Annotated in this window: 15 protein-coding genes; 13 read left to right on the top strand and 2 right to left on the bottom strand. The window is 62.8% G+C overall.

Translation table 11 applies throughout. The annotated features are described in order from the left end of the window. Positions 1–59: 59 nt before the first annotated feature. Positions 60–638, bottom strand: coding sequence for a nucleoside triphosphate pyrophosphatase (locus N430_RS19020; RefSeq protein WP_110638326.1), 579 nt, complete (start codon positions 636–638; stop codon positions 60–62). Positions 639–734: 96 nt separating this feature from the next. Between N430_RS19020 and N430_RS19015 the strand changes: the two genes are divergently transcribed. The 12 genes from N430_RS19015 (at position 735) to N430_RS18960 (ending at position 10,533) form a co-directional block, all read left to right on the top strand. Further along, positions 735–1,262, top strand: coding sequence for a YceD family protein (locus tag N430_RS19015; protein WP_110638327.1), 528 nt, complete (start codon positions 735–737; stop codon positions 1,260–1,262). 13 nt (positions 1,263–1,275) lie between these two features. Further along, entirely contained in the window at positions 1,276–1,458 is a 183-nt protein-coding gene (gene rpmF / locus N430_RS19010; RefSeq protein ID WP_003247154.1) for a 50S ribosomal protein L32, read from the top strand. Positions 1,459–1,461: 3 nt separating this feature from the next. Next, positions 1,462–2,472 carry a phosphate acyltransferase PlsX gene (gene plsX, locus N430_RS19005; protein WP_110638328.1) on the top strand — a complete coding sequence of 337 codons (1,011 nt, stop codon included), beginning with the start codon at positions 1,462–1,464 and terminating at the stop codon, positions 2,470–2,472. A 127-nt stretch (positions 2,473–2,599) separates the two neighbouring features. Continuing rightward, entirely contained in the window at positions 2,600–3,538 is a 939-nt protein-coding gene (fabD, locus tag N430_RS19000; protein WP_110638329.1) for an ACP S-malonyltransferase, read from the top strand. Between the two features lie 15 nt (positions 3,539–3,553). Beyond that, the gene (gene fabG / locus N430_RS18995) at positions 3,554–4,294 is read left to right on the top strand and encodes a 3-oxoacyl-ACP reductase FabG (protein WP_060513100.1); all 741 of its coding nucleotides are present in this window, start codon (positions 3,554–3,556) and stop codon (positions 4,292–4,294) included. A 203-nt stretch (positions 4,295–4,497) separates the two neighbouring features. Then, positions 4,498–4,734 (top strand): acyl carrier protein, encoded by a 237-nt coding sequence (gene acpP, locus N430_RS18990; protein ID WP_110638330.1) that lies wholly within the window; start codon positions 4,498–4,500, stop codon positions 4,732–4,734. Between the two features lie 173 nt (positions 4,735–4,907). Beyond that, positions 4,908–6,152 carry a beta-ketoacyl-ACP synthase II gene (gene fabF, locus N430_RS18985; protein WP_110638331.1) on the top strand — a complete coding sequence of 415 codons (1,245 nt, stop codon included), beginning with the start codon at positions 4,908–4,910 and terminating at the stop codon, positions 6,150–6,152. Further along, a complete protein-coding gene (pabC, locus tag N430_RS18980) occupies positions 6,152–6,967 on the top strand; it encodes an aminodeoxychorismate lyase (protein WP_110638332.1) in 816 nt (271 codons plus the stop codon). Before fabF ends, pabC begins: the two co-directional genes overlap by 1 nt. A 4-nt stretch (positions 6,968–6,971) precedes the next feature. Further along, positions 6,972–8,099 (top strand): endolytic transglycosylase MltG, encoded by a 1,128-nt coding sequence (gene mltG / locus N430_RS18975; RefSeq protein ID WP_110638333.1) that lies wholly within the window; start codon positions 6,972–6,974, stop codon positions 8,097–8,099. Positions 8,100–8,108: 9 nt separating this feature from the next. Beyond that, the gene (tmk, locus tag N430_RS18970; protein ID WP_110638334.1) at positions 8,109–8,741 is read left to right on the top strand and encodes a dTMP kinase; all 633 of its coding nucleotides are present in this window, start codon (positions 8,109–8,111) and stop codon (positions 8,739–8,741) included. Beyond that, on the top strand, positions 8,734–9,720 hold the full coding sequence (locus tag N430_RS18965) for a DNA polymerase III subunit delta' (RefSeq protein WP_110638384.1): 987 nt from the start codon (positions 8,734–8,736) through the stop codon (positions 9,718–9,720). Before tmk ends, N430_RS18965 begins: the two co-directional genes overlap by 8 nt. 30 nt (positions 9,721–9,750) lie before the next feature. Continuing rightward, complete coding sequence (locus N430_RS18960; RefSeq protein WP_110638335.1) at positions 9,751–10,533, top strand: TatD family hydrolase; 783 nt, start codon at positions 9,751–9,753, stop codon at positions 10,531–10,533. Positions 10,534–11,530: 997 nt separating this feature from the next. Here the strand turns inward: N430_RS18960 and N430_RS18955 are convergent. Next, positions 11,531–12,664 carry an aminotransferase class V-fold PLP-dependent enzyme gene (locus N430_RS18955; protein WP_110638336.1) on the bottom strand — a complete coding sequence of 378 codons (1,134 nt, stop codon included), beginning with the start codon at positions 12,662–12,664 and terminating at the stop codon, positions 11,531–11,533. A gap of 71 nt (positions 12,665–12,735) precedes the next feature. Between N430_RS18955 and N430_RS18950 the strand changes: the two genes are divergently transcribed. After that, a complete protein-coding gene (locus N430_RS18950) occupies positions 12,736–13,371 on the top strand; it encodes a TetR/AcrR family transcriptional regulator (protein WP_110638337.1) in 636 nt (211 codons plus the stop codon). Positions 13,372–13,441: the final 70 nt, after the last annotated feature.

The raw sequence follows: 13,441 nt of genomic DNA, 5'->3' as shown, positions 1-13,441 counted from the left end.
GGCAATCTGTGGGAGCGGCCTTGTGTCGCGAAAGGGGCGCAAAGCGCCCCCAAAAAATCTCAAGGTATGACCACGCCTTCCTGGTTCAGCATATCCACCAGCCGAATCAGCGGCAGCCCGATCAGGCTGGTGGCATCGCACCCGTGTGTGCTCTGAAACAGGCTCACCCCCAATCCTTCCGCCTTGAAGCTCCCGGCGCAATCCAGCGGCTGCTCCGCTGTCACATAGCGCTCCACGCGCTCCCGGTCCAGTTCGCGCATCGTCACCGTAAACGGCACGCAGTCGATCTGGCAGTGCCCGGTCGCGGTATTGAGCAGCGCCAGCCCGGTCAGGAAGGTCACCTGCTGGCCGCTGGCTTCGAGCAATTGCTCGCAAGCTCGATCGAAGGTGTGTGGCTTGCCGAGGATCTGTTCGCCCAGCACCGCGACCTGGTCGGAGCCGATGATCAGGTGCCCTGGATGGCTGGCGGCAAGCGCTTCGGCTTTTTGTCTGGCCAGGCGCCGTACCAGCTCAACGGCGGGTTCGTCGGCCAGGCGCCGCTCGTCTAGATCAGGGCTTGCCCAGGTGAAGGGCAGGCGCAGGCGCGCGAGCAGTTCGCGCCGGTAGGCAGAGCTGGAAGCCAGCAACAGAGGCAGCATGGTAGACTCCTGGTCAGTTGAACCTGATTCTAACATGCGAGATGCCGCCTAATTTCCTTTGACAGGGGCGGGGGGCATCCCTAGAATGCTGCGCCTATGTTGAATGACCCGATTCCACCTCACGTTGACCCGCGCAAATTAGCCGACCGAGGCGTATCCATCACTGGTACGCTGCAACTCGCTGATTTGGAAAGACTCTGCGACCCGCTTTCCGACAATGTCGGTATGGTGCAGGCGAAGTTCGATTTTGAACGAGATGAACAGCACGTGGTGGTTATCCACAGCGAGCTGGATGTCGAAGTCAAAATGGTTTGCCAGCGTTGTCTTGAGCTGGTCACCCTGCCGATCCATAGCGAATGTACTTACGCCGTGGTGAAGGAGGGTGCGAATACCCAGTCGTTGCCGAAAGGCTATGACGTGCTGGAACTGGGCGAAGATCCATTGGATCTGCAGGCCTTGGTCGAGGAAGAGCTGCTGCTCGCCTTGCCCATCGTGCCTGCTCATCATCCGGAAGATTGCCAGCAGCCGGCGGGCGCAGACGAGCCCGAATCGAGCAAGGACGAGGTATCGCGGTCCAACCCGTTCAGTGTTTTGGCGCAGTTAAAGCGTGACCCAAACGTTTAGGAGTTAATCAATTATGGCTGTTCAGCAGAACAAAAAATCCCGCTCTGCCCGTGACATGCGCCGTTCGCACGACGCCCTGTCGGAAAACGCGCTGTCGGTAGAGAAAACCACCGGTGAAGTACACCTGCGTCACCACGTATCGCCAGAAGGCGTATACCGTGGTCGCAAAGTGGTCGACAAGGGCGCTGACGAGTAATCCTTGTCCGCTCAGATCATCGCGATCGACGCAATGGGCGGGGACTTCGGTCCCCGCAGCATTGTCCAGGCTAGCATTGCCTGCCTTTCGGCTACCCCCTCGCTGCATCTGACCCTCGTCGGTCAACCCTCCCTCCTTGAAGATCTTGTCAGCGGCCTAGCGGCTGCGGATCGCGCGCGTCTGCAGATTGTCGCCGCCAGTGAGGTGATCGGTATGGACGAGCGGCCATCCCAGGCGTTGCGCGGCAAGCCAGACTCGTCGATGCGCATCGCCCTCGAACTGGTGCGTGACGGCAAGGCCCAGGCCTGCGTGAGTGCCGGCAACACCGGGGCGCTGATGGCGTTGTCGCGTTTCGTGCTCAAGACCCTGCCGGGTATCGATCGGCCAGCCATGGTCGCGGCCATCCCGACCCAGGCAGGTTACTGCCAACTGCTCGACCTGGGTGCCAACGTCGATTGCAGTGCCGAGAACCTCTATCAGTTCGCCGTCATGGGCTCCGTGGCTGCCCAGGCCTTGGGTATTCATCGGCCGCGCGTGGCGCTGCTGAACATCGGCACCGAGGACATCAAGGGCAACCAGCAGGTCAAGTTGGCGGCCACGTTGCTGCAGAATGCCCGCGGCCTCAATTATGTCGGCTTCGTCGAAGGTGACGGCCTGTATCGCGGCGAGGCGGATGTGGTGGTGTGCGACGGCTTCGTCGGCAACATCCTGCTCAAGTCCAGCGAAGGGCTGGCGACCATGATCGGCGAGCGCATCGAAAAGCTGTTCAAGGGCGGCGCGTTGGCGCGGGTGGCCGGGGCGGTGGCGATGCCGCTGCTCAAGCGCCTGCAGGCCGACCTGGCGCCGGCGCGGCACAATGGCGCGAGCTTCCTCGGCCTGCAAGGCATCGTCATCAAGAGCCACGGCTCGGCAGGCGTGCAGGGCTTCCAGAGCGCGATCCAGCGGGCGCTGATCGAGATCCAGGAAAACCTCCCGCAGCGGCTGCACGGCCGCCTCGAAGATTTGTTGCCTTAGGCATTTCGCCGATGAAGTGCTTAAATGTGACCGCTTGGTCTGTGTTTCCATCCAAGTTTTCATATTCTGCGTCTAGCCTTGGGCTCGGCGCACCCCATTCGACGACAAGATCATAAGGGCTTGTTCAATGTCTGCATCCCTCGCATTCGTCTTCCCCGGTCAAGGTTCCCAGTCGCTGGGCATGCTCGCCGAACTTGGCGCTGAGAAGCCGGTGGTCATCGAGACCTTCAAGGAGGCTTCCGAGGCTCTGGGCTATGACCTGTGGAAGCTGGTTCAGGAAGGTCCGGAAGAACAACTCAACCAGACCGACAAGACCCAGCCGGCGATCCTCACCGCCTCCATCGCCCTGTGGCGCCTTTGGCTGGAAGAGGGCGGCGCGCAACCGGCCTTCGTCTCCGGCCATAGCCTGGGTGAATACAGCGCCCTGGTCGCTGCCGGCGCCCTGTCGCTGAAAGATGCCGTGCGCCTGGTCGAGCGTCGTGGTCAGCTGATGCAGGAAGCCGTGCCTGCCGGTCATGGCGCCATGGCTGCGATCCTGGGCCTGGATGACGCCGTCGTGGTGGAAATCTGCGCCGAAGCGGCCGAAGACGAAGTGGTCAGCGCCGTGAACTTCAACTCGCCAGGCCAGGTGGTCATCGCCGGTAACAAGGCAGCGGTCGACCGCGCCATGGAGCTGTGCAAGGCCAAGGGCGCCAAGCGTGCCCTGCCGCTGGCGGTCAGCGTGCCGTCGCACTGCGCCCTGATGAAGCCGGCTGCCGAGCGCTTTGCCGAGTTCGTCAACGCCATCGAATGGAAGGCCCCGCAGATCCCGGTGGTGCAGAACGTCACTGCCGCCATCGCCGCCGACCTCGATGCCCTGAAGCAGGACCTGCTGGCACAGCTCTACCAGCCGGTGCGCTGGGTTGAATGCGTGCAGACCCTGGCCGCCAACGGTGCGGTCAACCTGGTCGAATGCGGCCCGGGCAAGGTCCTGGCTGGCCTGAACAAGCGTTGCGCCGACGGCGTGACCACCTACAACCTCAATACCCCTGACGCTGTCGCCGCCACCCGTGCGGCGCTGGCCTGATTTGGAGAAGCTTGCATGAGCCTGCAAGGTAAAGTTGCACTGGTCACCGGCGCCAGCCGTGGTATTGGCCAGGCCATCGCCCTCGAGCTGGGCCGCCAGGGCGCGACCGTGATCGGTACCGCCACTTCGGCTTCCGGTGCCGAGCGCATCGCCGCCACCTTGAAAGAGCACGGCATCGCCGGCACCGGCATGGAACTGAACGTTACCAGCGCCGAGTCGGTGGAAGCGGTACTGGGCGCCATCGGCGAGCAGTTCGGCGCGCCGGCCATTCTGGTCAACAACGCCGGTATCACCCGCGACAACCTCATGCTGCGCATGAAGGACGACGAGTGGTTCGACGTGATCGACACCAACCTGAACAGCCTCTACCGTCTGTCCAAGGGCGTGCTGCGTGGCATGACCAAGGCGCGTTGGGGTCGTATCATCAGCATCGGTTCGGTCGTCGGTGCCATGGGCAACGCTGGCCAGGCCAACTATGCAGCGGCCAAGGCCGGCCTCGAAGGCTTCAGCCGCGCCCTGGCGCGTGAAGTTGGCTCGCGTGGCATCACCGTCAACTCGGTGACCCCGGGCTTCATCGACACCGACATGACCCGCGAGCTGCCAGAAGCGCAGCGCGAAGCCCTGCAGACCCAGATTCCGCTGGGCCGCCTGGGCCAGGCCGACGAAATCGCCAAGGTGGTTTCGTTCCTGGCGTCGGACGGCGCTGGCTACGTTACCGGCGCTACCGTGCCGGTCAACGGCGGGATGTACATGTAAAACTGCAACGCAATGTGACGGATTGCTTCAAAAAAGAGTCATACTGCGAGCCTAAAATCCGTTATAAAGCTGCAACCAGATTCCAGGCAGCGGGTGCGGTGGCTAAAGGGAAGGTGCGTTCCGCTTGAAAAGCGAACGTCTTTCTATAAACTTGGTCACCGGCCAGCTGCCTGACATATGTCCATTAGGAGTGAAAACTAGGTATGAGCACCATCGAAGAACGCGTCAAGAAAATCGTCGCCGAGCAACTGGGCGTCAAGGAAGAGGAAGTGACTAACGAGAAGTCCTTCGTCGATGACCTGGGTGCCGATTCGCTTGACACCGTTGAGCTGGTGATGGCTCTGGAAGAGGAATTCGAGACCGAAATCCCTGACGAAGAAGCCGAGAAGATCACTACCGTTCAAGCTGCAATCGACTACGTCAAAAACCACCAGGCTTAAGACGTTGTAGTCGACGCTTCTTGTCGAGAAGAACCGCACTGCCTTTGCCGGCGTGCGGTTTTTTCTTTGCGAGCCAGCGGCGTCGATTCGTTCGCTACGAGAGCTTGTTGCCATTTCATTCCATTGCTTGAATGCAATGGCAAGAAACTCTGTGATTAGAAAAGGAGAGTACTGTGTCGCGTAGACGCGTCGTGGTCACCGGTATGGGCATGCTGTCGCCACTGGGTACCGATGTACCGAGCACCTGGCAGGGCATTCTGGCTGGCCGCAGTGGCATTGGTCCGATTGAGCACACGGACCTGTCTGCCTACTCCACCCGTTTTGGCGGCTCGGTGAAAGGCTTCGAGGTTGAGCAGTACCTGTCGGCCAAAGAGGCCCGCAAGCTCGACCTGTTCATTCAGTACGGCCTGGCGGCCGGTTTCCAGGCGGTGCGTAATGCCGGCCTGGAAGTTACCGACGCCAACCGTGAGCGCATTGGCGTGGCCATGGGCTCGGGTATCGGCGGCCTGACCAACATCGAAGAAACCAGCCGTACCTTGCACGAGCAAGGCCCGCGCCGTATTTCGCCGTTCTTCGTACCGGGTTCGATCATCAACATGATCTCCGGTTTCCTGTCGATCCACCTGGGTCTGCAGGGGCCGAACTATGCCATCGCCACCGCCTGCACCACTGGCACCCACTGCATCGGCATGGCCGCGCGCAACATCGCCTACGGCGAAGCCGACGTGATGATTGCCGGTGGCGCCGAAATGGCCGCGTGCGGCTTGGGCATGGGCGGCTTTGGTGCGTCCCGTGCGCTGTCGACCCGCAACGATGAGCCAACCCGTGCCAGCCGTCCATGGGACAAGGGCCGTGATGGCTTCGTGCTGTCCGACGGTGCCGGTGCCCTGGTGCTCGAAGAGCTGGAACACGCCAAGGCCCGTGGTGCGACCATCTATGCCGAGCTGGTCGGTTTCGGCATGAGCGGTGACGCCTACCACATGACGTCGCCGCCCGACAGCGGTGAAGGTGCTGCCCGTTGCATGACCAACGCCCTGCGCGATGCCGGCATCCAGCCTGAAGCCGTCAGCTACATCAACGCCCACGGCACTTCGACCCCGGCCGGCGACATCGCTGAAGTTGCGGCTATCAAGCGCGTGTTCGGCGAACATGCCTACAAGCTGGCGGTCAGCTCGACCAAGTCGATGACCGGTCACCTGCTCGGCGCTGCCGGTGCAGTCGAGGCGATCTTCAGCGTGTTGGCAATCAACAGCCAGATGGCGCCGCCGACCATCAACCTTGACGAGCCGGACGAAGGCTGCGACCTCGACTTCGTGCCGCACGTAGCGCGCAGCATGCCGATCGATGTGGTGCTGTCCAACTCGTTCGGCTTTGGCGGCACCAACGGTTCGCTGGTATTCCGCCGGTTCGCCGATTGATGCACAGCTGGATCGACGGCCAGCCCGCGACTGCGATCAATTTGCAGAACCGTGGCCTGGCCTACGGCGATGGCCTGTTCGAGACCATTGCCGTGCGGGGTGGCCGGCCCAGCCTGTTGGAGGGTCACCTGGCCCGCCTGGCGCTGGGTTGCCAGCGTCTGATGATCGACGCCGACCTGGCGCTGGTGCGAGATGAAATCCTGCGCTTCGCCAGCCAGCTCGGTGACGGTGTCGCCAAGCTGGTCCTCACCCGTGGCGACAGCCAGCGTGGCTACGCACCCGTTGCCGGCGTTGCGCCGCGTCGGATCCTCCAGGGCAGCCCGCTGCCCAGCTATCCTGTCGAACATGCCGAGCACGGCGTGCGACTGTTTCCCTGCCAGACCCGGCTTGGGGAGCAACCGTTACTGGCCGGTCTCAAACACCTCAATCGCCTGGAGCAGGTGCTGGCCCGTGCCGAATGGCAGGACAGCGAACATGCCGAGGGCCTGATGCGTGACGGGCAGGGGAGGGTGATCGAAGGTGTGTACAGCAATCTGTTCCTGGTGCGCGATGGCGTGCTGCTCACGGCTGACCTCAGTCGTTGCGGCGTAGCCGGCGTGATGCGCGGCGCCCTGCTGCAGCAGGCTGAGCGGCTGGGCATACCTGTCCAGGTGCGGGATATCGCCTTCGACGAGCTGCAGCAGGCGGATGAAGTATTCGTCTGCAACAGTGTCTACGGTGTCTGGCCCGTGCGTGGAATTGCCGCGCTGAACTGGTCGCCGGGCCCGCTCACCCGTAAACTGCAGGCCGTTGCCCGTACGTTACTGGATACCTGAATTCGTGAGACGCAAATTCCTGCTGCTGCTGGAAATGGGCTTGATCCTCGCCGGCCTGGCCCTGGGCTGGTCGGCCTGGAAGATCAACTCGGTGCTGGAGCAGCCCCTGCATGTGGCCGAAGAGCGCCTGCTCGACGTGCCCAGCGGCACCAACCCCAACCGCATGTTCTATCGCATGCAGGCCGACGGCTTGCTCGACGACGCCGTCTGGCTGCGCCTGTACTGGCGCTTCAACATGGCCGGCACGCAGTTGCATACCGGCGAGTATCGCCTCACCCCCGGCATGACCGTGGAAGACCTGTTCGACGTCTGGCGCCGTGGCGATGTGGTGCAGTACAACCTGACCCTGGTCGAAGGCTGGACCTTCCGCCAGGTGCGTTCGGCGGTGGCCAAGCATGAAAAGCTCAAGCACACCCTGGATGGCCTTTCCGACTCCGAAGTGATGGACAAGCTCGGCCACACCGGCGTGTTCCCTGAAGGCCGCTTCTTCCCCGATACCTACCGCTTCGTGCGCGGCATGAGTGACGTCGAGCTGCTGCAGCAGGCGTACATGCGCCTGGACGAAGTGCTGGCCAAGGAATGGGCCGAGCGCACCACTGACCTGCCTTACCGTGACCCTTACCAGGCCTTGATCATGGCCTCGCTGGTGGAGAAGGAAACCGGTATTCCCCAGGAGCGCGGGCAGATCGCTGGCGTCTTCGTCCGCCGCCTGCGCCTGGGCATGATGCTGCAGACCGACCCGACGGTGATCTACGGCATGGGTGAGCGCTACAACGGCAAGATTTCCCGCGCCGACCTGCGTGAGCCGACGCCTTACAACACCTACACCATGACTGGCCTGCCACCGACACCGATCGCCATGGTCGGGCGCGAGGCGATCCATGCCGCGCTCAACCCGTCCGATGGCACCAGCCTGTACTTCGTCGCCCGCGGCGATGGCAGCCATGTGTTCTCCGATGACCTGGACGATCACAACTCGGCGGTGCGCGAGTTTCAGCTCAAGCGTCGCGCGGACTACCGGTCCAGCCCGGCGCCGCAAAGTGCACCGGCGGATGCGGCCGAGCCCGCAGAGCAGGACCCTGCCAGCGAGGCCGAGCCGGCCGACACGCCAACGCCTGACGAACAACATTAAGGACTGCCTGTGAGCGGCTTGTTTATTACCCTTGAAGGCCCCGAAGGCGCGGGCAAGAGCACCAACCGTGATTACCTGGCTGCGCGCTTGCGCGAGCAGGGCCTGGACGTGGTGCTGACTCGCGAGCCTGGCGGTACGCCGCTGGCTGAAAAAGTCCGCGAGTTGTTGCTGGCGCCGAGTGACGAAGTAATGGCCGCAGACACCGAGCTGCTGCTGGTTTTCGCTGCCCGTGCCCAGCACCTGGCCGAAGTGATTCGCCCGGCGCTGGCCCGTGGTGTGGTGGTGCTTTGCGATCGCTTCACCGATGCCACTTACGCCTACCAAGGCGGTGGCCGCGGCCTGTCGGTGGAGCGTATCGCTGCGCTGGAGCAATTCGTCCAGGGTGACCTGCGCCCGGATTTGACCTTGGTCTTCGACCTGCCGGTGGAAGTCGGCCTGGCCCGTGCCGCTGCGCGCGGTCGCCTGGACCGATTCGAGCAGGAAGGCCAAGCCTTCTTCGAAGCTGTGCGCCAAGCCTATCTGCAACGCGCCCATGCCGCACCGCAGCGCTACAGCCTGCTCGACGCCGCCCAGCCACTGGAGGCCGTGCAACGCGCCATCGATGCGCTGCTGCCGGGCATCGTGGGGCGTTGCCGTGGCTGAGGCCTACCCCTGGCAGCAGGCGCTGTGGCAGCAACTGGCAGGGCGTGCCCGGCACGCCCATGCTTACCTGCTACACGGGTCGCAGGGCATCGGCAAGCGCGCCCTGGCCGAGCGGCTGATGGCGCGTCTGCTGTGCCAGCAGCCGCAAGGGCTGGATGCCTGCGGGCAGTGCAAGTCGTGCCTGCTGCTCAAGGCCGGCAGCCATCCGGACAACTTCGTGCTGGAGCCGGAGGAGGCTGACAAGCCGATCAAGGTCGACCAGGTGCGCGAACTGGTATCGTTCGTGGTGCAGACGGCGCAGCTGGGCGGGCGTAAAGTGGTGTTGATCGAGCCGGTCGAGGCGATGAACGTCAATGCCTCGAACGCTTTGCTCAAGAGCCTGGAAGAGCCTTCGGGCGACACAGTGCTGCTGCTGGTCAGTCACCAGCCCAGCCGCCTGTTGCCGACGATCAAGAGCCGCTGCCAGCAAGTCGTCTGCCCACAGCCGAGCCTGGCGCAGAGCCAGGCCTGGCTGGCCACGGCCTTGCCCGACAGCGACGAGGCCGAGCGCGAGGAGCTGCTGACCCTGGCCGCCGGCTCACCGTTGATGGCTGTCAGCCTGCAAGCGCAAGGTGTACGTGAGCAGCGGGCCTTGGTGACCGACGGGGTGAAGAAGCTGCTCAAGCAGCAGCAGTCGCCCAGCCAGTTGGCCGAGGCCTGGAGCAGTGTGCCGTTGTTGCTGCTGTTCGACTGGTTCTGCGACTGGTCGCACCTGATCCTGCGCTACCAACTGACCCAGGATGAACAGGGGTTGGGCTTGGCCGACATGCGCAAGGTGGTGCAGTACCTGGCGCAGAAGGCCCGTCAGGGCAAGGTGCTGGAGGTCCAGGCGTGGATCCTCGAACAGCGCCAGAAGGTGCTCGGCAAGGCCAACCTCAATCGTGTATTGCTGCTGGAAGCGCTGCTGGCCCATTGGGTGCAGTTGCCGGGTTCCCGCTGATTTTCCATCTTTTCATGTGTGCCGCCTCCCATGCTCGTAGATTCCCATTGCCACCTCGACCGTCTTGACCTGACTGCCCACCAGGGTTCCCTCGATGCTGCCCTGCAGGCGGCGCGTGAGCGTGGGGTCGGGCATTTTCTGTGCATTGGCGTGAGTGCCGAAAATGCCGGGGCGGTGAAGGCGCTGAGCGAGCAGTACGCCGATGTCGACTGCTCGGTAGGGGTGCACCCGCTGGACCTGGCGCCGGGCGAGACGCCGGCGCTGGAATGGCTGCTGCGTGAGCTGGCGCATCCGCATGTGGTGGCGATTGGCGAAACCGGGCTGGACTACCACTACGAACCGGAAGCTGCCGAGTTGCAGCAGGCCTCGTTCCGCCTGCATCTGGAGGCCTCACGTCAGACTGGCAAGCCGGTGATCGTGCATACCCGTGCGGCGCGGGCCGATACCTTGGCGCTGCTGCGTGAAGCGAATCTGCCTCAGGCGGGTGTGCTGCATTGCTTCACCGAAGACTGGGACATGGCCAAGGCGGCGCTGGACCTGGGCTATTACATCTCGTTGTCCGGCATTGTCACCTTCCGCAATGCCGATGCCTTGCGCGAGGTGGCGCGGCAGGTGCCAGTCGACCGCCTGCTGGTGGAGACCGATTCGCCGTACTTGGCACCGATCCCGCATCGTGGCAAGCCGAACCTGCCGCAGTATGTGCGGGAGGTGGCGGAGTATGTGGCATCGTTGCGTGGGGTGAGCTACGAGCAGCTGGCCGAGCAGACCACATCCAACTTCAAGCGCCTGTTCCCGCTGGCGCGAGTAGCCTGAATCCAGCCCAAGAGCTTTTGCTTTTGCTTTTGCTTTTGCTTCTAAGCGCGCGGTAGTTCAGGCGACGCAGAGTGCGACTTCAGGAGGCCGAACGCAGGCGTCTGGAGGGCCAGGGTGCGTAGCACCCCTTCGGCGTAGCCGAAGGCGCGAGATGTAGACTTGCGCAGCAAGTCGTAGGCCGCGCGGGCCCGGAAGGCGCCGGAGTGAGGGGACCCCGGAGCGCAGCGCAGGGGCCGGATGATGGGAGCCGGGGTTTTTGGTTACTTTTTGCCCAGTCAAAAAGTGACCCGCCGTAAGGGCGGAAAGGTGATTCAGCGCCACCATGGCGAATGAATGTAGACCTGATTTGAAAGCCCACATCCAAAAGCCAAAAGCCAAAAGCCAAAAGCAAGAGCGCGATGGTTTTGATTTTTTCGCATACATTCATTTGTGATGGCGACGCACAGTCACCTTTCCGCCCTTACGGCGGGTCACTTTTTGTCAAACGCGACAAAAAGTAACCAAAAAACGCTGGCTCCCATCATCCGGCCCCTGCGCTGCGCTCCGGGGTCCCCTCGCTCCGGCGCCTTCCGGGCCCGCGCGGCCTACGACTTGCTGCGCAAGTCTACATCTCGCGCCTTCGGCTACGCCGAAGGGGTGCTGCGCACCCTGGCCCTCCAGACGCCTGCGCTCGGCCTCCTGAAGTCGCATTTCGCGTTGCCTGAACTATCGCGCGCTTAGAAGCAAAATCAAAAGCCAGAGCCAGAGCCAGAGCCAGAGCCAGAGCCTAACGGCTGGTCCTGGGCAAAAAAAACCCGGGTTCTGGGGGGGGAATCCGGGTTAAGACCATTAGGAGTAAAACAAAGGTACGCGGTCCCTGAGCACCTTTATCGGCGCGCCACTTGGGGGGGATGCGCCGCGCCAACACTTCAAGTATTGGTCAGGTTTGGCACAGTGCCAGTGCTTCTCTGTTCGTTTTTTAAACAGATTTGGAATACGGCCGCCGTCCCTTCCTCCCTCAGCGCATGGCCAGACGCCGTACTTGCTGGACAGCTTCGTCGATCAGCTGCTCGCTGGTGTAGAAATGTGGCGAAAATCGTATACCCGGCCCTCTTAGTGCACAGATCGTCTGCTCCGCCAGCAGGCTTCGATAGACAGCCACACTGTCCTGCCCCTGAAGGCTGAAGGTAACGATACCCGCCCGTTTTTCCGGGGGTACGGGACTATGCAGGTGTACCCCGGGAATGCCCGTCAGGCCCTGAAGCAGTTGCTCGACCCGCAGCTGCAATTGCCGGCTGACCTCGTCCATGCCGATTTCCTCCAGCAATGACAGGCTGGCCTCCAGGGCGCAGGCGCCCAGCATGTTCGGGCTGCCGCTTTCAAAACGCCTGGCGCTGCGTGCCGGCTGCCACTCGCGGCGGTCGAAGTCGCCCAGATGCTCCAGCATATGCCAGCCATAGGCATGCAGCTTCAACTGCGGGCGCAAAGCAGCCCGGCAATAGAACAAGCCCAGGCCCTCGGGCCCGAGCATCCATTTGTGGCCGTCGGCCATGGCGAAATCGCACTCATAGCGCTGCACATCGAAGGGCAGGGCGCCAATCTGCTGGATGGCATCGACGCAGAACAGGACATGGCGCGCCTGGCAGCCCTCGCCGAGGCGGGGCAGGTCCAGGCGCAGGCCGCTGGCGAACTGCACGGCACTCACGGCCAGCAGGCGCGTACTCGGGCCGCAGGCCGCGAGCAGCGCTGCTTCCGGGTCTGGCCCGGCAAGGCTCACCTCGGTCACCACGACGCCGCGCTCGCGCAACGCTTCCCACACGACACGGTTGGAGGGAAACTCCTCGTCGCTGATCACCACCTCGTCGCCGGCTTGCCAGTCGAGGCCGAACGCGACCAGTGAAAGCGCCTCCGAGGTGTTCTTCACCAGCGCGATGTCAGCCCAGGAGGGGGCGTTGACCAGGCGCGCCAGCCTTTCCCGCAGCCTTCGTTCGGTAGCCAACCATGTCGGGTATCCGCTCGCGCCCTGACGCACGTTGTCACGGGCAAAGCGCGCCACCGCCTCGCTGGCCCTGCGCGGCCAGGGAGCGATGGCCGCATGGTTCAGGTATCGCAGCCCCGGCGCCTGTTCGAACTCATCGTGAAACATAGACATGGTTGGATGATCCGTGCAATTTGCTGCAAGTTAGGCATAATAAACCGCTTCAATGTCATCCAGTCCTTCCTATGCAGAAAGAACCTCGTAAGGTCCGTGAGTTTCGCCGTCGCGAACAGGAAATCCTCGATACAGCGCTGAAGCTGTTCCTCGAACAGGGTGAAGACAGCGTCACCGTCGAGATGATCGCCGACGCCGTGGGTATCGGCAAAGGCACGATCTACAAGCACTTCAAGTCCAAGGCGGAGATCTACCTGCGCCTCATGCTCGATTATGAGCGTGACTTGAACGCGCTGTTGCACTCGGCCGATGTCGACCGCGACAAGGAGGCACTGTCGCGCGCCTACTTCGAGTTCCGCATGCGTGACCCGCAGCGCTACCGGTTGTTCGATCGCCTGGAAGAGAAGGTGGTCAAGGGCAACCAGGTACCGGAAATGGTCGAGCAGTTGCACAGCATCCGCGCTTCCAACTTCGACCGCCTGACCCAGTTGATCAAAGGGCGCATCAGCGAAGGCAAGCTCGAAGATGTGCCACCGTACTTCCACTACTGCGCCGCCTGGGCACTGGTACATGGCGCCGTGGCGCTGTACCACTCGCCGTTCTGGAGCAATGTGCTGGAAGATCAGGAAGGCTTCTTCCAGTTCCTCATGGATATCGGCGTGCGCATGGGCAACAAGCGCAAGCGGGATCCGGAAGCCGCAAACTGAAGGCATTCGTCGTCACCGGGTGAGCCTGGCGTGAAATGGGGACTTGCAAAAACTTGAACCATGAGTCAAG

This window comes from Pseudomonas sp. CC120222-01a (genome assembly GCF_003097235.1).
Lineage (GTDB): Bacteria > Pseudomonadota > Gammaproteobacteria > Pseudomonadales > Pseudomonadaceae > Aquipseudomonas.
The sequence above is the reverse complement of the archived record's forward strand: the minus strand, read 5'-3'. Positions and strand labels throughout refer to the sequence as shown.